The sequence below is a fragment of the Mesorhizobium sp. P2_E10 genome (assembly GCF_056404235.1).
The window spans coordinates 25,637-47,871 of sequence record NZ_JBFUEK010000026.1 but is presented as its reverse complement, the minus strand read 5'-3'; the positions used below and the strand labels follow the sequence as shown (position 1 = coordinate 47,871).

Here is a 22,235-nt window from a genome sequence, read left to right as displayed (position 1 = left end):
GGAGCTGCATGAGGTACGCGGACTTGGCGCTTTTGCCGCCCTTGGGTGGAGCGGATTTCGTGAGACTACCTGCATTCGAGTCGGAAATCGTGAGACTACGTGACAAAGTCAGGTGGCCAGCGGCCAGGATCAAAAAGCCTCGGATATTCAGGCGTTTAACCCCAAGCGGGTTCAACGCAGGGAAGGTAGTCTCACGAAAACCGATTCAAAAAGGCGGCGAATCTCACGATATCCGGTCAGCTGACAACGAAAATGGCCATTTCTCATGTAGAGCGCAAAACGARCGATAATGCAACATTATCATTCGTTTGATGTGCGCGACAGGCGCGGCGGTTATGTACAAATTGAGTTGCTAAAAGCGCCGGCAGGATTCATCCTGTCGCGGATGATTCTTCGACCCAAACTGTCCCTGCGCTACCACGGTACGCTGACTGGTGAAGCCAGCGTCGCTGCATCGAAAGCCGCCGTGCCTGCTTGGTTGCGTCGGGCGGTTCCCGATGCGCAAAGCCTTACTGGAAAAAATGTTGAGGAGGTGGCGCTCATCGCAGGCGCCACCATCGGCGCACTCGATGCGGTGGTCCGCCGGCAGGAGCGGTGGGCCGGCGCCTGGCGGCAGCGGCTGGCAATTTCGGCGGCCGCGGCAACGGCAAAGCAGGCGGGTCGCGTCGAGGACGAAGCGGCCTTGCGCGATGCCGTATTGCTTACAAGACCGGGCGACAATGTCGGTCCCGCCGGCCTTTTCCTTCTTGCTTGGCGGCGGCTGGCATCTTGGCCAGCGGACGATCTGCTGACGGAGAGAAATGTTGCGGCGATGTTGGAAGATCTAGGTCTCACGCTCAACGATGAGGCGGTCAGCGATCTGACGGACGATCTGCGACAGCTTGCCGCCAACACCGGCACGGTCGAAACGCTGGTCGGGGCCTTCGCGGCCGCGGAGCGTTACGGCTTCCGGCGCGTTCTCGGAGCCTGGCTTGCCGATGTCTTGCTCGCGCAGCGGCTAGGCTGGACACATGCAATCCCTTTGTTGGGCGCCGAAGCGACCTTAGTTGTGGGTACGGGCCGGGCGCGTCGACCAGGGACTGCCGCTCTGGCTGCCGGCGCCGAAACGGAAGCCGATTGGGCCAAAAGCCTGCTGGCCGCACAGGCGCGCGCTGCGCTGCGCGCCATCGATCTTTCCGCCGAACTTGGGCGCCGCGCGGACAGGCTGCTTGCGGTTGCGCCGAAACTCAGGGCCAAGGCGGCGGACGTCGTCGTGGAAAAGCTGCTCTCTAACGACGCGTTCGTCGCATCAGAACAAATCGCCGGCATGAGCGATCGCGGCCTGCGCCGCCTATTCGACCGGCTGGTCGAGCTCGGTGCCGTGCGTGAATTGTCCGGCCGCCCCACCTTCCGCATCTACGGGCTGTGAAGACAATGGCGGAGAGTGCACGTAGGCGAGGAGGGAGCCGGCCAGATGACCATCGATCAGCTGACCAGCTGTTTGACCGGGAGTTGGATCATCTGCCGCCGGAAGCGCGTTGGCGTGAATGGATGCACCGGGCCGAAGCAACGATCTTCGCCGCTAGCGAGCCGGTCGACCGCGAAATGCTCGCCCGCATCGTCGGGAAAAGCTGCAGCGTTGACCTTTTGATCGACGACATACGGGAGGAGCTGCGTGGCCGCCCTTACGATCTGGTGGCCGTTGCCGGGGGCTGGAAGCACCTGACCCGGCCGGCCTATGCAGACGCCATCCGCAGTGCAGTCGGCGGCAACGAGCGCGCGGCAGACCTCACGCAGTCAGAGGTGCTGGTGCTGATGTGCATCGGCTACTTCCAGCCGATGACGCGTGGAGAGTTGTCGTCTTTTTTTGGGAAAGAGATTTCTCGCGACCTGATCGGCCATCTGCGCGGCGCGAAGTTGATCGCTTCGGGACCACGCAGCCCGACGCCGGGCGCGCCCTACACCTACGTCACCACAAAAGAATTTATGCTGGAGTTCGGGCTCGACACTCTACGCGACCTGCCGGATTTCGAGGCGCTCGAGGATGCCGGACTGCTGTCGAAAGACAAGCTGCTGGCGGGGGATATCGTCCCCGATTTTGCCCCCGACCAAGAGGACGTCGGAGACTAGACGAGCGAATAGCTGCGCGTTGATACCAGGGGTCCCTGGCGTTGCAGAGGTCCAGCGCCATGCCGCTATGCCGGCTTTGCCGAAAGGAGCTCGCGAAGGGATTTCAGCTTCGCTAGCAGCTCGTCGAAAGTGATGATGGACAAACCAGACAAGCTGTTGCGATACAGCTCGAAGGAACGCTTCCGCTCGGTATCCGGGATCATACCCGCCAGCACCACGCCTTTGATGCCGTAGGCCTCCAGCTTGTGCTGGGGGTTAAGCGCCTTAATCCGGTAGATATCGCTGCGCAGTTTGTCGATCTGGTCCAGCGTCTGCACGACCGCGCCGACGAGCTCGGGGGAGGGCGTCAAAACTCCGCCCCGGTACTGCTTCTTGCTAACCAGGTCCATGCCGGGCGTTTTGATCTCCAGTATAGCAATACTGTCGGTTAGCTGGTTGGTGAACAGGAAATCGGCGATCTTCTCGCCTGACCCGTCGAGGATCTTGCCGCCGACATGGGCCTGTCCCTGCAGCAAAAGCACCGGCACGTTGAATGCCATGTCCAGGATGAACGGGTTGGCCTCGAACAGCTTCTGCCATTGCGGCTCGGTGGCCTTCGCGGCGAACTGCGTTTCCATATGCACTATCAGCTCATCGAGGGACGCAAGTTCGATCTCGTCATGAAGTTTTACGAGCCCGGCCCGCTGGGTTTTGATCGATTGACGAACCGTTGCGCCGGCAAGCCCGACGACGGCCGCACGGTCTTTTTCCGAAAGGCGGGCGTCTACAATGGTCTCGCCGATCAATTCCGCCAGATCATCAGGTGCGCGCTCGAGCAGCTTCAGCGGAAACTTTGTCCGGTCGAGCCTAGTGAGAAGGTTGGTGTAGGCCGCTTGGTGCTTGTTCTTCCTGCTCGCGGCGCGCGCCTTATCATCAAAGCGGTTGGCCCCGCGGCGCAACTCGTCGAAAAGGCGATAGCCCATCTCAAAGGTCTTGCCGTCGGCCGACCGAGAGACCTCGAGAGTCTTCTCGTCGGTCAGGCGCAATTGCTCGATACCGTCGATCTGTGACAGCGCCTGGGTGATGAATGAAAGCGTGCGGTCAAGCCCAAGCCCGAAATTCGGATCTTTAGTGAACCCCGAGGGCAAGCACTCCTCCAGGTACGTCTGCACGTCATCGAGGGTGCTCGGCGCGACGAAATGTTCGACTCCGTCGGAATCATCGATGATGTGGGCGAACCCATTCTTTAGTACCAGCTCGATCGAAACAATGGGATCGTGCTTAGGCGCCAGGAAACCCGCGGACGTGGGCATGGTATTGACGGGATAGAGCGTGGTCGTGTCCGTCCTCGCATCGAACGTCATAAGCAGGACGCGGGTCGTTAGGTCCCCCTCGCGGTGCGCGATCTTTAGTCGTGTCGCTGAAGGCTGGAAAAATACTTCCATGAGGCCACGTCCTCGTTCCTCGATGGACAAGGTGCCTAGGTCGTCCTCTCCAAATCGTGGGCCGAACGTTGCCATGCTAATCCTAGAGGTGCGCCGAAGCACCTGCGCCGGCAGCGGCTAGCAGGTCCGGCTTTGGATCTTGTGGCGGCGTGACGAAGGCATCGCCATGAACACCGTGTTCCTTCAGGAACGGAGCCTCCTTAGCATTTCGCGAAGGCCGACCATTCGCTTTTCCGCTCTACGGATGAAAGTATTGTAGGTCATCGGGATGATGGTACAGCATCGGTCCACTCGGTTCGAATCCCGCCCTCGGCGGCATCGCTCGTCGAGCGCCATACAACGCTACCCATTGTTTGGTCCCAGCCTGTTGATATGGTCCCGCAGTACATTGCACGCTGGTGCCAGGAGCGCTGCAGCGTCTCCCCCTTTCTCAAAGCGGTAGGTGACAGTTGTTATGCCGGCTAGGTCACTTGGCAACTTCACCTTTTCTTCGCGGGGCTCCATCAATATGGCTCGTGCCCGACCAAGGCGGCCCATAAACAGCCCTAGCTCGAACACCACGTTGTCACGAGGGCTTGGCCACTCCTTTCCGCGGCTGTCGGTCAAATCGTCTGCGTGTGCGATCGCAACGGCAAAATCGGAATCGTCAATCTGTACCTCAAGATCCTGCAGTGTGTAGTTTGCGACACGAAAAACTCCGTCTGTCCAAACGATCGTCACAAAGGCATCATGCTGGAACGCATTCTGCACCGCTCGTGCGATTGGCAGCGCTTCAGCCGACGAAATGATAAATATGCGGATCTTCTCCCGGAAATTATTGACCAGCGTGTTTCTCTGCATGAGGCGCCGGGACAGCTCCTGCGCAATATTACGATAAAGCGCAGTATGCCGTGAGGCGATATCAGCGAATGTCTCCTCGGTCACACGGGCGACTACCCCGTCCTCGCTGGCGTAAACGCTCGCTGACCTTTTCTGGCTTGGCTCGATAGCCGCCATTTCGCCGACGTGGTCTTTGGGCCCTCGCTTTGCGACGAGTCTGCCGTTGACCACTACGTCAAAAGTACCAGCGAAGATCAAATACACGTCGTTGTCGGAGGCGCCCTGCTCAATAATTGCCGAGCCCTTTGTCACCGCGATCAATTCAATGCGCTCTGCGAGTTCCTCGGCGAGTAAGTGGTCGCCCATTACAATCTTCTGTGCGGCAAGGGTGGCGATGCGTAGCCTCTTGCCAGCCTCGCCTTCAAACCGCTCGATCATTCCACGCCCCCTCCAACGATGGTCTCTGCCTGCCGTCGGTGATGTTGTGCACCTTGGAAGTGTTGGGCGAAATCCATCACGCGGCCTCTTCACGGTTCGCCAGTTCGCAACATCGGCATGCGGGCCAAGGACGGCTTATGGCCTTACCCCCATTGTGGTCGACACCCAGCAGTAGCTGCGCGGCCTCCGTCCACTTGCCGTCGAACTCTTCGAGGTGTTCGCGCCTGGCGGCCCAGATCCGGTGCGCGGAACGCCGAACCCTGTTAAGCAAACAATCGAGTGCGAGTTCGGCGATGAGATCATTAACGTGGCCCAGCTCGGTCGGACCATACGGGGCGAAATGCACTCCGCAGGCGGGCTCTTCAAACGTGGCCGGTCTGGCCCATTCCGTCATCTCGAACAGTGACATTCCAAGACTGTCGACGCCAGAAAACAGACATCCGCCCTCCGGTGCTATGGCGACCGCGTGGCCAGCTCCGGCGTAGGGTTCGGTCCATCCGTAAACAATGGGCGTGGAACGGCCAGAATTGCGATGCCACTCATTCAGCATCGTGTCGGCTCGGCCGCTTCCAGTGGTCGAAACTATCAGGTCTGCCTGGCTGAACCAGATCGGCGATTCGAAGATAATCTGCTCGGCGTTGGCGTCGTGGCCCGTGATAGTGGCGTGCGGAAAATTAGCGCTGAGCTGCTCGGCTAGCTCCGTAGCCTTATTGCGCCCAACCGAGGTCGCACCAAGATAATGTCTCCCGACGTTCGGCCAATCCAGCTCGTCAAAATCGACGATATCCAGAGTTCCAACTCCCGCTCTGATCAGAGATGCAGCCACAAAACTACCCAGAGAACCGCACCCGAATAGAACTGCTTTCGAATTCCTAAGCTTCGTCGTGCGAGGGTCTCGCGCGCGGCCGTGAATCCAATCAGCATCTGCGCGAGCGACCCTGCTGCGCTTCGGCTCGGAAGCTCCGAGGTAACGTCCAGCCAGGAGAGCAGCAGACATCTTTTCGGGCCTGAAGCCCCCTTTGAGGATTGGATCTACTCGCCGCCGAGCGCGATTTGCGTCAGCGGGACGGTCGACGGTGACAGCCATTAGACCCGGGCCGTCCCGGCCTTCGGCTCCAAGAATCACCGTGACGGAAGATGGAACATTTAGGAAAATGGACTCGAGTACTCCGATGCCGGAAGCGCCTGCCTTTTTCGCCAACTCCAGCAGGTCGGCGCCGCGGTGTGGATACTCGGAAGGAAGGGGCGCCTGGTCGAGCCATAGCAGGACGCCCGTTTGAATTGTCGGCTTCAAAACGCTTTTGAAACGATTTTCCAGCCATTTTTTGAGGGTTTCGTCGTCCTCTGCAAGCAGCGTGAAGGATCGTCCGTACCAAACCCGTATCGGGCGTGACGGACCCCGGACGTCGAGCAGACTGTAGTGTCGTTCCGGCTTGCGCAGATCGTATGCCCAATAAGTCAGGAACTCGTCCTTGAAATCGCGCTCGACAATCGTCCCCTCGAGCAGTTCCTCGATGAGGCGGCAAGAGCGTGCCAGCAAATTTTCGACAACCTTGACGGGGTTCTTGATGTCGATTTGGTGCGAATTGCCGAGCAAACATAGGATGCCGTCGTCTTCGACGTGAGGCCACGTGAGTTTGGGCGGATGATCGACTAGAGCTGTCCGCGGGGCAACGATCGGAAACAAAGGTGTTATCAGCACATCAATGCGGCGGACGACGCCGTCTAAAAATTTAACAGACAAACGCCAGCCGCCTGTGAACTGGCGAGTCGGATAATCGGTTAGCTCATCCGGCCCTAGTCTTGACCAGCCGTCTCCATTTACAGCCCGAAAGAGAGCCTCCACGCCCTCTACTACCGCAGGGTCCAGCCGATCGAAGGTGGAGGCGCTATTTTCAAGCATGGCGATTTCCGCCGCTGTTCTGAATCGCTCCTTCGCTGGCTGTGGCCCTCGTCGTCCATCCGGCGGAGGTGCCGATTGCGGCTGGGGCGGCTAAAGCGGCAGCTCGTGAAGAGTCGAGCGAGAGCCGCTCCGAGGCGTCGGCGTAGTCGAGGTTCCGGGCGCGACGAGTGGTGGCGTCGAACAGGTGCTGGACATCAAGCGAGGCTGCTCCGAAAGCGCGAGAACCGAGCGCGGTCTGATCTCCTTCACAGCCGGCCTGCAGTTCCTCAGAGTCGGACACGGCCTTGCTGGTCGCGCAGCGGACTGAAAATTCACCACGGATTCCGAGGCGAGTGATCGGCGTAGGGCCAAGCTCGATGCCGATTGCGATACCAAGGTTCGCAATACCGGGCAGGATTGTTCGGCACAGATTGAAACTGGATCGCATCGCCGCGGCGCAGATGACGCTTCGGCGAACAGTTTCGCGCTCGTCGGTCTCGTAGGCCGTTCCTTCGGCCACCAAACCGTGCAGGCAGTCACCGATAAACCGCACTTTGCGCCCATCAAAGTCATGCTTCAGAACGGCCGCAAGTTCCAGACGGATTGCATGAAGATTGGAGACCAACTCCGGGATCTGGTCCGTCGCCAAGCAATAATCCACGTATTTGGTGAAGCCATCAATGTCAGCGAAAATCGAGATGAGCGGCATGTGGATAGAGTTGGCGGGTGAAAGGCGCTCGTACTCGATTGTCCGAAGCGGCGGCGTGTGCCGATGGAAGATGAAGTTGGCTTGTCGAAAGATAACCTCTAGGTCGCGCTCGACATCCGTAGAGAGCGACTTAATGCGTGCGTCCGTGATGTAGCTAGGGCCTAACGTGCCCGCTGTAGAAACCCCACCGTGTCGCAGATTGTAAATTTGGCGCCGCTGATCAAACAGAGATCCGGCAGCCGACATACCGAGCACCTGCCGAGCCCGGTCGCTAAGGTAAATACCTGGCTCGGTACCGTCTGCTAGCTTTGCTGCATAGTTCGCCGGGCTTCCGAGGAACAGCGGCTCTGGCTCGGCGCCGCGGCCAGAGTTGACGGCAATCGACCGACCGGTGTCAATTCCTATACGTGTCTCTGTCTTGAACTCGCCGTTGAGAACGGTCTCTCCCGTCGCCTCCACCATTCTTGCGATTGCCTGAGCGAACTCCAGCGCGCGCTCGACGCGGCGGCGTTCGTTTGCTGGACCAGGAGGGGTGACGATTACGGCGTGCAGCCGTGGCCCATGGAAGTCGACCCGCTGCGCATCGTACTCTCGGATGATCAGGTCACAGGCGCTATAGTGAGTATGCAGAAACTGCAGCGCTCGGCGATGTCGCGCCTCGGTTTGCCGTTGGGCATCCTGCAGAACCGAATGATAACCCGTGAGCTGGACATAAACGTGGACCCCGTCGACAACGACGGCATGGGATGGCGGGATCTGCACCAGAGGCTTGGGATCGCGACTGTCGCTGGAGGCGAGAGCTCTCACCTTGAGCTGGCTATATCGATCGTCAAACAATTGCACCTGAACGATGTTCTTGGGAACCGTTTGAAGGGATTTCCGGATTCGTGCTTCGGACCGCGTGGCGCTCCAGCTCATCTAACTCTCCTGGTCAATCGAAATGTGAGCAGCGAACTCTCGGTCCCCTTTCACGACGAAGCGCCGGGTGTCCGATGACAACCGCTTCAGGAGATCAGGTTCTGAAATGAATGGGTAAACGGCCTCGCTGATGCGTAAAGGACCCAACGGGATCCCCTGGGTGTCGAACCGAGCCTGTTCGTACCTGGATGCCGAGTTCACTGTTTCTCCCATAACCGTATAAGCGATGCGCCCAGTGCCCCCGAAATCCCCGATTACGACTGGCCCCAGATGCAACCCGATGCGGATGTCCAATGGAAGTTGTTCTGCAACGACGATGCTCCGGATTCGGTCAATTGTTGCGAGCGCGGCGCGAGTTGCCTTGGGAACCCGGTCCTTTGTCCGAGTTTCGTCAGGCAAACGCCAAAAGGCCATCAGCCCATCGCCCATGAACTTGTCGATTTCGCCACCTGCCGTTCTAATCTCTTCGACCTGAACCTCCATGAAGCGTCGCATTTGCCGAGCTGCGTCGCTCGGGCCCATATCTTTGGAGAAACTTGAGAAACCGGCCACGTCACTAAACCACAGCAGCGCATCCGTCTGGTCCGGATCTATCTCTCTTGCGTTTGCGCTATCGAAGGTTGCATTCACAGCCATAAGACCATCGTCACAGACGAACTTGCGCAAAACCTGATCGAGGGAAACGTTGTCGGAGAGCAAGCGTGACCTTTGCTGCGTCGCTTCCATGACCTTGTCCGCCAGGACAGCAGCAACAGTTTCGAACCATTCCGATCGTTGTTCGGGGGAAAGCTTGTCAACGAAGGAGCGGTCGATTTCCCAGAGATTGGCAATCCCGTCGGCCTTCATTGAAGTGCTACGCTTCGTTTCTTCGCGGCGATGAAATGCAATTTCTCCGATCAGGTCTCCCTTGTGACGCCTGACGATCTTATTTCCATCGCCGACTACGATGATTCCATCGTCAATGATCCAGAAGCATTCCGCCGGCTCTCCGGCTCGACAAACTACTTCGTCATCATTGAGCCGGCGTTTTCTGCGCGTGGCCAAAAGCCGCTCCCTTATAAGCTGGGGGCGGCGAGCGTACCTCTCAAGGAATTTATCAAGTCCAGTCATGAAGCCATTGACCACGAAACGCTCAAAGTGTGGATCGTCGATAAAGGCAGTCGACGGGCTGCCACGGAATATGCAAACCTAATGTAGGTACGGAATCTAGTTCCGTCAAGAAAATAGGAGCGTTACGCAATAATGCATACATTAAATGGCGACGGGAATGGCTGAGACGAGGGTCTCCGACCTCAAATGGGGTGTGCGGAAGCGCCTCGAATTCATTGAGTTCAGGCTGTTTTGGGACGGCAGGCTGAACAGGGGCGACCTGGCCGACATCTTCGGAATGTCTCACCAGCAGGCATCATCAGATTTTGGGACGTACCAGAAGCTTGCGCCTGACAATCTCGTGTACGACAATGCGCTCAAGGCCTATATTCGAACGCCCGAATTCTATCCCGTTCTCATCGGCGACAATTCAGATCGTTACCTTTTGCAAGTTGTAGCCATCCATTCGGGATGGATGCAGAAAGAAGATACGTGGTTTGACCAACTGCCACCAGTTGAAGTGGTTACCTTAGGCCGCAAACCGCTGAATACCACAAATCTACTGGCGGTACTCGACGCGATTCGCGAGCGCAAAAAGCTGCAAATTGACTATCGATCGATGACCGGCACACCGGAATCCTGGCGCTGGATTGCTCCGCATGCAATGTCGTTTTGCGCAGGACGTTGGTATGTCCGAGCTTGGTCAGAAGAACATAATGATTTTCGAGACTACAGCCTCGGGCGAATTTTAGAGACTAGAGGCAGCAAGCCTGCATCTGGTTTCAGCGCACTAGACTATGAATGGGCACAGCGGATCAATCTTATTATCGGGCCAAATCCTCAGCTGTCAGAAGATCGACAGAGGGCTGTCGAGTTCGAGTACAGCATGGTCAACGCTGAGGTGCTCGTGCCCGTTCGGTTGAGCCTGAGCTTCTACCTCATGAGCGAGCACAATCTTGATGTCCAACCTGGCCAGTTGCTGCCGGAGAAGCAGCAGTTGGTGTTAAAGAATCGCCAAGACGTCGAGGATGCGCGTCGACTCGCTCGACAAATGTCGAAAGAAGCGCTCAAGCGTGGTGGGGCGTGATGGCCGTGGAAGGCACGGGCCGATGGGAATTCTAGCGCTGGCACTTTACGGCAGCCGCGCACGAGGTGACAACACCAGGTCATCCGATATTGACCTTTTGCTGGTGACGGATGACGAGCGACCCGGGCATTCCCAAAAGGGCAGTATCTCCATGTCGTCGTATTCGCTCCGTGCGCTTAAGGAGCGCGCGAGTGAGGGAGATTTGTTTCTGTACCATCTCGTTTTTGAGGGTCGTCCCCTCTACGATCCGGACAATCATTTCTCTGGTCTAAGAACGGCGTTTCGTCTCAAGCGATCATACTCGACAGAGATACAAAAGGCAGTTGACCTTGGCTGGTTCATTGTTGGTTTTGGAAATTCTATCTCAAATCGTCCGCTACTCAGCCGTCGCATTACGTGGGTTGTCCGAACGATCCTGATAGCGACCGCGGCTGAGACAGGTCGCCCGATTTTCTCACGAGAAGAATTGTTGAATATTGCACCCGGTCTGGAAACAGAGCGGCTGATCGGTCAGAAGGACGCCAGTGAACCTGATCCACGCAGCGGTCGTGATCTTGAATGGTTTCTAATAAGGTACGGCCGGCCCCCTTCCATTTCTACGAACGTGGCGAGGGACAAATACGTCGAGATGTTCAAAGAAACGAAAAACGATGTAGCTCTGCATCTGATTGTTAGTACCCCGAAAGCGCCCGTCGATGGATATACTTAGATGCACCTACATGCCTATTCGAGGCCTGCACAGAATCACGTTTGTCGGTAATCGGCGGGTCGTTGCCGCGTACAAGCTTTCAGGATTGGCGCAGGGGCGGGTGGCGTATTGAGCGAAGAGAAACGCTAATGAACTTGATAAAGGCATAGAATGCTGACGATTCGCGACACGTTGAGGCTGCTCTTTCCGGACGCGTCTCGCGAACTCTCCTCCTTTTCCGAGTCTCCGGTGCTCCCGGCGGATATCTTTGCTTTTGCAGCTTTCGTGCTTGAGGCGAGCGGTGCGTATCATCATGTCGTGCCGGATACGGGCGATCAAGGAGCAGAAAGGCAAATGGTTGTCGACGCGAGCCTTCGAGCGCGCGCGGTTTCGATCGGGCGGGCGTGGCGCCAAAGTTCTGTGTCTCCCGGTTCGCTTCCAAAAGTGCCGCAACATGTCCATGACCTCTGGCGGGAGCTTGGACCGATCTCAAGGGAGCCGATTTTTCAGGCGCTTTCGCCACTTGCCGACATACCTGGGTGGTGGTGGACGATGCTGGAGTTGCTTATGATCGCCGACGAAGCCAGCAGAGATCTGGGCTTCGATCCGCAGAACGTATTCTATCAGCCGATCGCTGAGGCCTTCACCGAGGGTGATGTCATCAGCGGGAGAGAATTCCGCCGAATTCAGCGCGCGCCGGCAACTGTCTCGACTGCGGACCCCAGTATCCTTTGTGTGCAGCCAAAATCGCGCACGCCATCCGTTGGCTGTACCATGCGATCTTTGAGCCATCACCTTGCTCTTTTGCCGGGGCAAGGGGCCGTGCGAGCACGGTGGGTCACGTCGCCCTTTGGCACGTCAGAAAGGCGACCCCATGGCTTGGGATTGCTCCTCATTCCTTTCCCTTATCAGATTGTCCCCGAAGCGTTTGTGGGGATTGGTGACCACGACGGTAAATGGGTTGGTTTGACGTCGATCAAACCTGGCTGCCCAAGCAATCTGAAACCGAGCGGCGCCGGGTATTTGTCGATTTTGTTCGAAATCTAATTCAGAAGGCACGAGCTGCGGACAAGCAAATTGATGGTGTCATACTGCCTGAACTGTCGCTCGATTTTCCGCTTTTTCGTCAACTCGCGAAGGCCTTGGCGGAGGAGAAAGTTGATTTCTTAATTTCTGGATTAAGCAGCGACCGGGAAGGTCGGGGCGGAAATTTTGTGGCAATTGCTCCATTTTTTCTTTTTGAGCCGTCGGAGGAAATCAGTGGATCTGGCCTGGAGCAGGTATTCTTGATCCGCGAAAAGCATCATCGTTGGAAAATCACGGAGCCTCAAATTAAAGCCTACGGTATCGACAGCGCTTTGTCGGCGACACGTAACTGGTGGGAACATCTGAATATTCTTGGCCGCAGTCTAGACCTATTCGTCTATAGAGGAGGGACGTCGCTCACGACCTTGATCTGTGAAGATTTGGCCAGAGTTGATCCCTGCCAGGCTGTACTTAGATCGGTCGGCCCAAATTTGGTTATCGCTCTGCTGATGGATGGCCCTCAGCTTGAAGGCCGATGGCCAGCCCGCTACGCCACGGTGCTTGCTGAAGATCCCGGATCCTCGGTGCTGACGTTCACGTCGTTGGGACTCATCGAACGACAGAATGCCTCAAAGACCTTCCCCCAATCTAGCTCTGTGGCGCTCTGGAAGGACGAAGCAAACGGCGTTCGGCGTCTCGAACTGCCCAGAAACGCGGACGCGATCTACCTTGCACTAACGGCGGATCAAAAGACCGAACACACTCTTGATGGGCGCTCTGACGACGCCTACTCGCATCGATGGATTTATGCGGATCACATTGGCATTGCAGCCGACCCGCAGGCTAAGCCGTCTTGGCTCCTTAGCGCGAGGGGCGACCAGTAGGATGCCGGTTTTCCGCAGTCGGCTTCAGCGTGCTGTAGGCGGCTTTCGCTTGCTTGCGGAAAGCGTCGAAGACACGCTGCTCTTCACGAGAACGTGGCTCCTCCTTCCGCTGCTTGATCGCCTCTTTTGCAGCACGAGTAACCGTGGCGTACCGAGTTTTCAGATTCTGCATGGCCGCTCCTTCGTGTCTGTAATGTAGGCCTATAAGTGTCGCTCGCCAAGGCCCCTACGGCGCTGATTCGATTGAGGCGTTGGTATCTGAAGGCAGTTCTAAGACAAACCTGAGGTCGGGGCTCGGGCCACGAGGAGCCGCTCGAAGGCGACCAGCGATGCAGGATAAAGATATATGTCCATATCGAGCGACTTGCCCATAGCTTTGCCATCCGAGGACCGATACGGCCTCACCCCTTTCGCGAGAGCGCTCGCGGGCAGTATTGCGGGCATGGCAGTTCCTACGGGAGCGGTCCTGGCCATCAACGGCCCTTGGGGGGCGGGCAAAAGCAGCGCCATCAATCTGATTGAGCACCATCTAAAGCCGTCCGTCGAAAGGGGTGAGATCGTTCTCGTGCCCTTCAATCCTTGGTGGTTCGCCGGGGCTGATACGTTGATCCTGGCGTTCTTCCGGGAACTCGGCAAAGCGATCGGGCCGTCTCTACCCTCTAAATTCAGGAAATCCATTGCCTCACTAGGACAAGGCATTTCCTCGTTGGGGACTATCGCAGGCGCCGTCGCAGACATGAAAGCTCCGGGTATTGGCGCCATTGTTTCGGGGGTGGCGGGTATCATCGGTAAGGCGACCGCGTCAGACAAGACTGTGGACGAGGAACACAGGCTGGTCTCTCAGGCGTTGGCCAATCAAGAAAAGCGCTTCGTGGTCGTAATTGACGACATCGACCGGCTCAGCCCGGACGACGTGCTAACGATCTTCCGTCTGATAAAGTCGGTCGGGCGGTTGCCCAACGTAATCTATCTGTTAGCTTTTGATCGACAGATAGCAGAGCGCGTTGTTGCGGAACGTTTTCCATCGGAGGGGGCCAGTTACCTAGAGAAGATCATTCAGGGCTCTTTCGAGTTGCCGCCGCCGCGTCTTGATTTCCTGCGTTGGCATTCCGCAGAAGTCGCAATGAAAATCATGGGTGAGCCGGGCGAGGCAAAAAAGACGCGCTTTTGGAACGTCTTCTATGACATCGTGAGCCCGACGATCCATACGCCGCGCGACGTGGCGCGCATCGGCAATCACCTGTCAACCACTTGGGGTGCCGTCGCCGGGAACGTCGATCGGGCGGACTTTTTAGCCATTACGGCGTTGCAGCTGTCGGAGCCGGTGATCTATGCCGGGATTCGACAGAACCCAGACCTGCTTTGCGGCATCGAGCATATCGGCATTCACCGTCGAGAAAATCGGGCCGAGGAGTATGACGCTCTTTTTGGGCTGGGCACCAGAACTGAGCGAGACCGAAAACACTTGCGGACGGGCCTCAAACGTCTCTTCCCGCGGCTCGACGCTGTTTGGGATAACACCTTCCACCAAGGCGAAAGCTTTGATCGGGACCGACGCATTGCTTCCGAAAAGCACTTTCGCAGCTATTTTGCGTTCTCCATTTCCGAGGATGTTATACCCGCCGACCAGCTCGACGCGCTAATTGATCGCGCTGATGATCCAGCTTTCGTTCGGGACGCGTTTCGCTCGGCGCTCGGCGCTAGGCGCGCCACGGGAGAGACGCAAGTCCCATTGCTGCTCGATGAGCTTAGTGCCCACGCCTCGGAGATTTCTGATGCAAAGATTCCGCAACTCGTAGCTATTTTATTTTCGATCGCCGACGACCTCAACATCAAGAGCGACGCGAAGCAAGGCTTCGGCGGATTCGGAAATAATCATCTTCGACTTCATTGGCTCCTGAACCGCCTGGTGCATGATCGGTTTCCAATCGAGCAACGTGAAGCAGTTTACCGAGCCGCGATGGCAGTTGGTTCCCTCGGTTGGATGGCGGATTTTGCCCAACGGTGCTTGAGATACTTCGCGCCGCCGGACGATGGGAGGGACCGGAGTGAGCCGATTGTCGGCGAAGCCGTCGCGGAGAAGTTCAAGCACCTTGCACTTGCCCGATTGCGAGATGCGGCGAGCGACGGGTCGCTGGTGGCCAATCAAGATATGGCCTCGCTCCTTTTCGAATGGAAGCGCCTCTCAGGAACCGATGGCGTCCAAGAGATTCGGGATTGGACGGATTCCGCCCTCTCGCAACCAGAATTCCTTCTCGCACTTGCGCAGCAGATGCCGTCATCGTCATGGTCATTTGGCATGGGCGATAGGGTTCAGCGGCAGACCGTCAAAGTCGACACCGAGGCCTATGGGAAAATGATCGATATCCCTCGACTTTACGCGCGAGTCGACGACGAACTTTCTTCTTCGCGGTTGCCGCCAGAAGAGCTTGAGAAGCTTCAGAGGTTCAAAGAGATTCCCCTCGGTGCACATGGTGATCGAGACGCTTCCGATTAGACCGGCGCCAACAAAAGTCAGCGAAGAAGAAATGGCGCGAGACATATTGGACATCGATTCGACCGGGCGTCCGCGGAGCCGCCGACGTTCGCCCTGCCGCCACATGACGGAATGATTGATGCCTTGCGGCGAGACTATGTAGCCATGAGCGCTGGGATCTTCGGTTTGTGCCCAATTTCGATCTAGTGCTCGAGAGCGTCCGACATTGAACGCGCCAGAAAGCTGACGCTCAAGGAGCAGCTCAATCGACCTTCTCAGCTCGCGCTGTGACGGCGCCCATTGGCCGCCAGGTCCCGATCGCCGCGCGGGCAGGCGCCCCGGTGCCAGGTATCGATCGCGAGCCCTAAAATTCGACGTTCGCAAGGTGTTGGGCAACTACCTGTCAACGCGAAGGCCTAACCCAACACATCGCCACTAGCTCGAGAGCCAACACCCCGTATCTTGAGATTTTTCCTGTCGAGCCGTAGCCGAACGCCGTTATGCTCGGACCGGAGCCAGTGTCATGCCATTTCGATTCGTTCACACCGCCGACATCCATCTCGACTCGCCGCTGCGTTCGCTGGCGATGCGAAACGGCGACCTTGCCGAACTCGTCGGAGACGCCAGCCGTCAGGCGTTTGTCTCCATAGTTGACCTCTGCCTGGCGGAACGCGTCGATGCGCTGGTCATTGCCGGCGATCTCTATGATGGCGACCAGACGTCGATGAAAACCGCCCGCTTCCTGGCGTCGCAGATGACACGGCTGCACCAGGCCGGCATTAGGGTCTTCAAGATCCGTGGCAATCATGACGCGCTATCGCGCATATCGAAGCAGCTGGTGTTCCCGGAGACGGTCACGATATTCGGTGGCCGTCCCCAGTCCGTGCTGCAGACAGCCGCCGGGCTCGACGTCATGTTTCATGGCTTGAGCTTTGCCAGCCCCAAGGCGCCGGACAGCCTGCTGCCCAAGTATTCAGTGCCGCGTGAAGGCGCGGTCAATGTCGGCATTATGCATACCAGCCTGGCCGGATCGCCCGGCCACGACGTCTATGCCCCCTGCAACGCCACCGACCTGCATGCCCATGGCTTCGACTACTGGGCGCTTGGGCACATCCATGTCCGCCAGGTCCATCCCGGGGCGAGCACGGTGGTGATGCCGGGAATTCCACAGGGCAGGGACATCAATGAGGCCGGGGAGAAATCCGTCACCCTGGTGACGATACGAGACGACCGCACCGTAGAGATAGAGGAGAGGCTGACCAGCATCGCGCAATTCGAAAGGGTGAATGTCGACCTGACCGAAACGGAGGAATGGTCCGATGTCGTCGGACGAGTCCGTTCCGCACTCGAACGTGTTCGCGCCTCTGTCAAATCCCGTCATGCCGTGGTTCGTCTCGACCTGACCGGTGCGTCACCTTTGTCCTGGGCCTTGATCCGTGATCGCGACCTGCTGCTCGCAGAGGCCGAGCAGGCCGCGGAGCAGACGGGAGACACTTGGGTGGAGAAGCTCGAGCTCAAAGTGTCTCCATCCACATCCCAGACCTCCGAGGAAGCCGCCGACCCGATTTTCGAGCTCGCTCAATCCATGCGCGCCGATGCCGGCTCGGACGCGTTCCGAGCTGAGGCGAGGGCCTTGGTCCAGAAGATGGTCGCAGATCTTCCGCCTGACGGGCGCGATTTCGCCGGCAAGGACGAGGCTGAGCTGGAGTTGTTCCTCGATAGGGTGCTTGCCAACGGCGCAAATCTGGTCACCGCCCGCCTCAAGGCCGGTGGATCACAATGAGGCTGCGCCGCCTTGACCTCATCCGCTACGGCAAGTTCACCGACAGGACGATCGACTTCGGGCCGAAACCGGAATCCGGTCCCGATCTGCATATCGTCTTCGGCCTGAACGAAGCCGGCAAGTCGACCGCGCTTTCTGGCTATCTCGATCTGTTGTTCGGCATCGAGGAACGCAGCCGCTACAATTTCCTGCACGAGTACAGTGCGATGCGCATCGGCGGGGTGCTCGAACTCGGCGGTGCGGAGCACACCTTCACACGCACGAAACAGCGCGCCAACTCATTGTTGGACGAGACTGGCCAGCCGGTCAGCGAAATCGCGATATTGGCACATCTGGCTGGCCTGTCTCGCGACGCATACGAGACCATGTTCTCGTTGGACGACGAAACGCTGGAAGCAGGTGGAAAATCAATCCTGGAATCGCGCGGCGACCTGGGCAAGCTGCTGTTCACGGCCAGCGCCGGCCTCGGGCACGCAAGCGATACATTGAGCGTGCTCGAGGCCGAAGCGGACAGGCTCTATCGCAAACAGGCACACGGAACCGAACTTGCGCTGCTCAAGAAGCGGCTTGCGGAACTGAAGGCCAGTAAGGACGCGGTCGACACCTTGGCGTCGAGTTATGAAAGCCTTGAAGCCGAGCGTCTCGACGCGACCGAAAAATACGACCGCAGCATCGCCGAACGGTCGGTGCTGTCGGCTCGCCTCGAGACCATCGCGAAGTATCTTCGGGCGATCCCGATCCTTGCCGATATCCGGCGCAAGCAAGCCCAACTGGCCGAGTTGCCAGAGATCGCCTCACCGTCACGGACCTGGACCGGCAGCGTCTCCGACATGATCGAGACCGACGCCAGTCTGAGAACGCGCTTAGCCGCGAGTGTGGACGAGCTCGAGCGGGTGACGACGAAAATCGCTGCGGTCGATGCCGACGAGACGATCCTTGCGATCTCCGAACGGGTTCGCGGCCTGGCCGACCGCAAGGTGCGCCACGTCTCGGCCGGCCTGGACCTCCCAAGCCGCAGGACGGAGCTGCAAATCCTCGACAATGCCGTGGCGACCTGCCTTGCCGCACTGGGAAGGTCCTCCGCGCCAGATCCTGCCAAGCTGCTTTTGCCTGCTGCAACCATCGGTGCTGTGCGCACCATGGTCGAGCAGCGATCCGGGATTGTTACCAGCGTGCGCGTTGCGCGCGAGGAGGCCACGGCAGCCGCTGACGTGCTCCAGGCGGCACGCGACCGGGTCGGCGAAGAACGGGCCGTGCCAGAGCCTGCCAGGGCAAGGCTGGTTTCGGCTTTGTCTAGGGCCAAGGCCAGCGGGTACATGAGGGAGATCAAGGCGGCACGCGAGACTGCGGATGCCGGTGAAATTCGGTGGCAGGCCGCGATCGCGCGTTTGCACCCCTGGTCGGGTGACGCTCAGGCACTGGCCAGGGTCGCCATTCCGAATGCTGCGCAGCTTGGCGCATGGAAAGCGCTGGCAGCAGAGCTGGGGAAGGGCAGGGGCGTCCTTTCCGATCGTCTTGCCGAGCACCAGGGCAATCACGACTTGCTTTCGGCGCGACTGGAAGCCCTTCGCGCCTCTGTCGACGTCACTGACGATGATGCGGCCGACGTCATTCGGCGTGCCCGCGACGATGCCTGGGCAAGGCATCGCAATGACCTGACTGGGGAAACGGCCGATGATTTCGCGGCAGCACTGGCCCGAGACGACAATGTGGGCGCAGGCCGTTTGGCCAACGCGCGGGAACTGGTCGAGATTCGCAGCACAAACCGCAACCTCGCAGAAACCGCGGCCACCATCGCGCATGCGCGTGATCAACTTGCACGCAACGGCGCAGATCGGGAGGCCGCGCTCCTGGAAATACGCACGGCCGCCAGAGAGCTGCTCGGACAGCGCGAGGAAACATCCCCCGAACCGCTGATCGAACTGATCGAGGATCGCATCGATGCCCGCATCGATGCGCTCGGGGCCTTGGAGGAGATCGAGCTTTCGCGCAAGAAGGCCGAGCGGGCAGTTGATGAGGAAGGCCGAATACGCCTTGACTTGAGCGGCGCGCTGGCGAGCGTCGGCGTCGGTTCGGATGCTGGTGACAGCCTGGAGACGGTCATGGCCGTGGCAGAGCTATTCCTTGAGAGACAATTCAAGGTGGACGCTGAGCGCACGGAAGCGCTCAAGACCGTTGGCACAAGGCAAGAGGATCTGGCCGCCAGGCGCCGCGCTGTCGAAGCTGCGGAGCGACGTGAGGATGAATGGCAGGCCGGTATTGCCGAATCGCTCAAGGGCACCTGGCTGGTGAGCGGCATCTCGGTGTCCGGCATGGGGGGCGTCCTTGACCAACTAGCTGAACTGTCCAAGGGCCTTCAGGACCGGGACGCCATGCAGCTTCGCATCGAGAAGATGGAGGCCGACAGGGACAATTTTCTGGTCGAGGTTTCCGCCGTTGCAGCCGAAGCGGGCGAGGCGGCCGACGACGAACCGGAACAGCTGGCCATTCGGCTTGCCGAGCGCCTGGAGCGCGCCGAACGGATGCGCGAGGCCAAGGTAAGCCTCGTCAATGACCTGCGGCGCCTGCAGGATCAGCGTGAGATCCTCGATGCCGAGATTTCGGCACATGAGCGCCGCAAGAACGAGGTTCTGAGCATCTTTGGCGTGGCCACGTTGGCGGAGGTCGTGCAACGCGACGAACTGCTGCGCGACAGGGATCGCCTGCGCACAACCGTGGCCGAACTTGAGGAGCAGGTGTCATCCGAGCTCGCGGTGGAAGGGTTCGAGCAGGCGCGTTCGATGTTGGATGCTGTCGATCTCGATAGTCTCGCAATCGAGAAGGCTGAGGCCGAGCAACGGCTTCGCGCTTCCGACGAAGCGATACAGCACCAGCTTATTCGGCAGATGCGCGCGACCGACAAGCTGGACGCCATTGGCGGCGACAGCGCTGTTGCCCGCATAGATGCCGAACGGCGCGCCGTCCTTCTGGAAATCGAGGAAAAAGCCGTCCGCCATATCGAGCTGAAACTGGGAATAATGTCCGCTGGCAATGCTCTGCGTCTCTACCGCGAGCGTCACCGCTCCGGGATGATGGAGCGCGCATCAGACGCATTCGCCCTCATGACGCGCGGCCAGTACTCGGGCCTGACAACTCAGCCGGTGAAGGGTGGGGAAGTGCTCATCGCGTTGCAGCGCGACGGGCAATCCAAGGTCGCCGATGCGCTGTCAAAAGGGGCACGTTTTCAGCTCTACCTGGCGCTCAGGCTTGCCGGGTATTACGAGTTTGCGCAGTTTCGGCCCTCAGTTCCATTCATCGCCGATGACATCATGGAGACCTTCGACCATGTCCGGTCCGAAGAGGTTTTCCGGCTGTTTGGGGAGATGGCCAGTGCAGGACAGGTAATCTACCTGACCCACCACCAGCACTTGTGCGAGATCGCCAAGGCTGTAGTGCCGGGCGTAGCGGTTCATGAGCTCGGATGAGACTGGACAAATACCGTGCTGTTCGATTCCCCTTAGCTAGTCTAATCGACATTTCCAAGCGCCGGCTTTGGCGTCAGCTTTGCGCCCGAAGCCGGACCTAGAGGCCAGCTTTGCCTATTCCGAAAGCCGACGTTGCAGGCGAACGCTCGGGAGGTCGTCGTCGCGCCGCACGCGGTCATTTTCAACCTTGCGATTGAATGGCTACTTTGGCCGGTTTAACGGACGTGGGTAGCCGTCCGCCTGCTGGCTTCGATGGGCGTTGTACGCTAAATGCAATGCAATGGCGGTTGTACAAAAGGTGACACCGGCGCTGATAAAGAAGACAACGCTCAAACCTGCTCGATCGGCAGCCCATCCCAACGCCGGGCTTCCTAGAGCCATCGCGACATCCAGAAAGGCCGTGTAGATGCCCATCGCCAAGCCGCGGTTTTCCGGCGATGTGCCACCAACCGCCTCCACGCCAAGCCCGGGGTAGACCAGGGAATAGCCCAGGCCCGCCAGCGCTGCTCCGGAGGAAGCAAGCACGCTGCTTCCTGCCAGCCCCATGAGCAGAAGCCCGGCTGACTGCACGAGCACGAACAGCACGGCGATCTTCGCACCGCCGTATCTGTCAGGCAAATGACCGCAGACCATGCGCGCTGCGATCAGCGCAGCTCCAAACGCCGTAAATCCAACCCAGACGGGTCGCCAATGATTGTCGGCATAGAGAAGGGAGCTGAAGGCAAGGACGGAGCAGTAGCCGACACTGGCGAGTGCCGCACCAACGCCTGGCAGCCATACGGCGCGAAAAACCGCTCTCACATCGGATTTTCTCTGCCGCAGTTGTATCCGAGGGTTTGGCGCTCGCATGAGCGATCCCAATACAAGCAACGGCAATAATGTGGTCAGCAGCCCTATCGCCGCAAAGCCATAGGCTGTGAACAACATGGTTCCGAAAGGTCCGCTGAAGGCCAACGCCGCGAACATCGCAGTGCCGACCCATGCAATCACTTTTCCCGAATGCCCCGTATCCACGAGCGCCAGGCCCCAGGCCACGCCACCTGTGATGATGAAGCTCTCGGCACCGCCGAGCACCGCGCGTCCAATGACCAGGATCGAGACGGAGAGAACGGGCGAACGCGCGACGGCAACGGACAGGAGATAGAGCAGCCCGGCAGCCGCTGCCGTAACCAGGCCCACGAGAACGGCTCGTTTCCCTCCGTTCCCGTCCGCAAAGGAACCCGACCACACGCGTGAGACCAGGGATGCCGCAAACTGCGTTCCCGCAACTATGCCGACAACGACACTACCGAATCCCAGATTGTGGCTGACGTGCAGCGGAAGAACAGGCAACGCTGCGCCGATGACAACAAACCCGGCCAACACCGCTGCCATGGGGGCCAGCAGGCTAGCCGCGACCGAACGCAATGGTGTTGACGATGTCGGCAGGTGTGTCATTT

Annotated in this window: 16 protein-coding genes; 9 read left to right on the top strand and 7 right to left on the bottom strand. The window is 58.8% G+C overall.

Features of this window, described 5'->3' with window-relative positions; genetic code table 11:
• Nucleotides 1–385: 385 nt before the first annotated feature.
• Together AC1D0N_RS30355 and scpB are read left to right on the top strand one after the other, a co-directional pair.
• Nucleotides 386–1,408, top strand: coding sequence for a DUF1403 family protein (locus AC1D0N_RS30355; RefSeq protein ID WP_477250136.1), 1,023 nt, complete (start codon nt 386–388; stop codon nt 1,406–1,408).
• A gap of 5 nt (nt 1,409–1,413) precedes the next feature.
• Entirely contained in the window at nt 1,414–2,109 is a 696-nt protein-coding gene (gene scpB, locus AC1D0N_RS30350; protein WP_477250128.1) for an SMC-Scp complex subunit ScpB, read from the top strand.
• 65 nt (nt 2,110–2,174) lie between these two features.
• On the opposite strand, the gene AC1D0N_RS30345 is transcribed toward scpB, so the two are convergent.
• The 5 genes from AC1D0N_RS30345 to AC1D0N_RS30325 all read right to left on the bottom strand — a co-directional run bounded on the left by AC1D0N_RS30345 (nt 2,175) and on the right by AC1D0N_RS30325 (nt 9,343).
• Entirely contained in the window at nt 2,175–3,533 is a 1,359-nt protein-coding gene (locus AC1D0N_RS30345; RefSeq protein ID WP_477250126.1) for a Shedu immune nuclease family protein, read from the bottom strand.
• 342 nt (nt 3,534–3,875) lie between these two features.
• Nucleotides 3,876–4,790: a TIR domain-containing protein gene (locus tag AC1D0N_RS30340; RefSeq protein ID WP_477250124.1), complete on the bottom strand. Its 915-nt coding sequence runs from the start codon at nt 4,788–4,790 to the stop codon at nt 3,876–3,878.
• 76 nt (nt 4,791–4,866) lie between these two features.
• Nucleotides 4,867–6,693 carry a ThiF family adenylyltransferase gene (locus tag AC1D0N_RS30335; protein WP_477250123.1) on the bottom strand — a complete coding sequence of 609 codons (1,827 nt, stop codon included), beginning with the start codon at nt 6,691–6,693 and terminating at the stop codon, nt 4,867–4,869.
• Nucleotides 6,686–8,299, bottom strand: coding sequence for a nucleotidyl cyclase domain-containing protein (locus tag AC1D0N_RS30330; RefSeq protein WP_477250121.1), 1,614 nt, complete (start codon nt 8,297–8,299; stop codon nt 6,686–6,688). Before AC1D0N_RS30330 ends, AC1D0N_RS30335 begins: the two co-directional genes overlap by 8 nt.
• Complete coding sequence (locus AC1D0N_RS30325; RefSeq protein ID WP_477250119.1) at nt 8,300–9,343, bottom strand: adenylate/guanylate cyclase domain-containing protein; 1,044 nt, start codon at nt 9,341–9,343, stop codon at nt 8,300–8,302.
• A 223-nt stretch (nt 9,344–9,566) separates the two neighbouring features.
• Between AC1D0N_RS30325 and AC1D0N_RS30320 the strand changes: the two genes are divergently transcribed.
• The 4 genes from AC1D0N_RS30320 to AC1D0N_RS30305 all read left to right on the top strand — a co-directional run bounded on the left by AC1D0N_RS30320 (nt 9,567) and on the right by AC1D0N_RS30305 (nt 13,073).
• A complete protein-coding gene (locus AC1D0N_RS30320) occupies nt 9,567–10,475 on the top strand; it encodes a helix-turn-helix transcriptional regulator (protein WP_477250118.1) in 909 nt (302 codons plus the stop codon).
• A 22-nt stretch (nt 10,476–10,497) separates the two neighbouring features.
• A complete protein-coding gene (gene halB, locus AC1D0N_RS30315; protein WP_477250117.1) occupies nt 10,498–11,184 on the top strand; it encodes an anti-phage Hailong system nucleotidyltransferase HalB in 687 nt (228 codons plus the stop codon).
• A 150-nt stretch (nt 11,185–11,334) separates the two neighbouring features.
• Nucleotides 11,335–12,210, top strand: coding sequence for a hypothetical protein (locus tag AC1D0N_RS30310; RefSeq protein ID WP_477250115.1), 876 nt, complete (start codon nt 11,335–11,337; stop codon nt 12,208–12,210).
• Nucleotides 12,120–13,073 carry a hypothetical protein gene (locus AC1D0N_RS30305; RefSeq protein WP_477250114.1) on the top strand — a complete coding sequence of 318 codons (954 nt, stop codon included), beginning with the start codon at nt 12,120–12,122 and terminating at the stop codon, nt 13,071–13,073. The genes AC1D0N_RS30310 and AC1D0N_RS30305 overlap by 91 nt, the downstream gene beginning before the upstream one ends.
• On the opposite strand, the gene AC1D0N_RS30300 is transcribed toward AC1D0N_RS30305, so the two are convergent.
• A complete protein-coding gene (locus tag AC1D0N_RS30300) occupies nt 13,051–13,245 on the bottom strand; it encodes a hypothetical protein (RefSeq protein ID WP_352479091.1) in 195 nt (64 codons plus the stop codon). The two genes, AC1D0N_RS30305 and AC1D0N_RS30300, sit on opposite strands and share 23 nt — an antisense overlap.
• Before the next feature lie 174 nt (nt 13,246–13,419).
• On the opposite strand from AC1D0N_RS30300, the gene AC1D0N_RS30295 reads away from it, so the two are divergent.
• From AC1D0N_RS30295 to AC1D0N_RS30285, 3 genes are all read left to right on the top strand, one after another.
• A complete protein-coding gene (locus AC1D0N_RS30295) occupies nt 13,420–15,570 on the top strand; it encodes a KAP family P-loop NTPase fold protein (protein WP_477250112.1) in 2,151 nt (716 codons plus the stop codon).
• Between the two features lie 502 nt (nt 15,571–16,072).
• A complete protein-coding gene (locus AC1D0N_RS30290; RefSeq protein WP_477250110.1) occupies nt 16,073–17,332 on the top strand; it encodes a metallophosphoesterase family protein in 1,260 nt (419 codons plus the stop codon).
• Nucleotides 17,329–20,796, top strand: a complete 3,468-nt coding sequence (locus AC1D0N_RS30285) for an ATP-binding protein (protein ID WP_477250108.1) — start codon at nt 17,329–17,331, stop codon at nt 20,794–20,796. Before AC1D0N_RS30290 ends, AC1D0N_RS30285 begins: the two co-directional genes overlap by 4 nt.
• Nucleotides 20,797–20,997: 201 nt before the next feature.
• On the opposite strand, the gene AC1D0N_RS30280 is transcribed toward AC1D0N_RS30285, so the two are convergent.
• Entirely contained in the window at nt 20,998–22,233 is a 1,236-nt protein-coding gene (locus AC1D0N_RS30280) for an arabinose transporter (RefSeq protein ID WP_477250106.1), read from the bottom strand.
• Nucleotides 22,234–22,235 lie beyond the last annotated feature (2 nt).

Excerpts from the sequence above, each read along its gene's own strand:
- AC1D0N_RS30355 (WP_477250136.1), top strand. The coding sequence starts at position 386 with ATGATTCTTCGACCCAAACTGTCCCTGCGCTACCACGGTACGCTGACT.
- scpB (WP_477250128.1), top strand. The coding sequence starts at position 1,414 with ATGGCGGAGAGTGCACGTAGGCGAGGAGGGAGCCGGCCAGATGACCAT.
- AC1D0N_RS30345 (WP_477250126.1), bottom strand. The coding sequence starts at position 3,533 with ATGGAAGTATTTTTCCAGCCTTCAGCGACACGACTAAAGATCGCGCAC.
- AC1D0N_RS30340 (WP_477250124.1), bottom strand. The coding sequence starts at position 4,790 with ATGATCGAGCGGTTTGAAGGCGAGGCTGGCAAGAGGCTACGCATCGCC.
- AC1D0N_RS30335 (WP_477250123.1), bottom strand. The coding sequence starts at position 6,693 with ATGCTTGAAAATAGCGCCTCCACCTTCGATCGGCTGGACCCTGCGGTA.
- AC1D0N_RS30330 (WP_477250121.1), bottom strand. The coding sequence starts at position 8,299 with ATGAGCTGGAGCGCCACGCGGTCCGAAGCACGAATCCGGAAATCCCTT.
- AC1D0N_RS30320 (WP_477250118.1), top strand. The coding sequence starts at position 9,567 with ATGGCTGAGACGAGGGTCTCCGACCTCAAATGGGGTGTGCGGAAGCGC.
- halB (WP_477250117.1), top strand. The coding sequence starts at position 10,498 with ATGGGAATTCTAGCGCTGGCACTTTACGGCAGCCGCGCACGAGGTGAC.
- AC1D0N_RS30310 (WP_477250115.1), top strand. The coding sequence starts at position 11,335 with ATGCTGACGATTCGCGACACGTTGAGGCTGCTCTTTCCGGACGCGTCT.
- AC1D0N_RS30305 (WP_477250114.1), top strand. The coding sequence starts at position 12,120 with ATGGGTTGGTTTGACGTCGATCAAACCTGGCTGCCCAAGCAATCTGAA.
- AC1D0N_RS30300 (WP_352479091.1), bottom strand. The coding sequence starts at position 13,245 with ATGCAGAATCTGAAAACTCGGTACGCCACGGTTACTCGTGCTGCAAAA.
- AC1D0N_RS30295 (WP_477250112.1), top strand. The coding sequence starts at position 13,420 with ATGTCCATATCGAGCGACTTGCCCATAGCTTTGCCATCCGAGGACCGA.
- AC1D0N_RS30290 (WP_477250110.1), top strand. The coding sequence starts at position 16,073 with ATGCCATTTCGATTCGTTCACACCGCCGACATCCATCTCGACTCGCCG.
- AC1D0N_RS30285 (WP_477250108.1), top strand. The coding sequence starts at position 17,329 with ATGAGGCTGCGCCGCCTTGACCTCATCCGCTACGGCAAGTTCACCGAC.
- AC1D0N_RS30280 (WP_477250106.1), bottom strand. The coding sequence starts at position 22,233 with ATGACACACCTGCCGACATCGTCAACACCATTGCGTTCGGTCGCGGCT.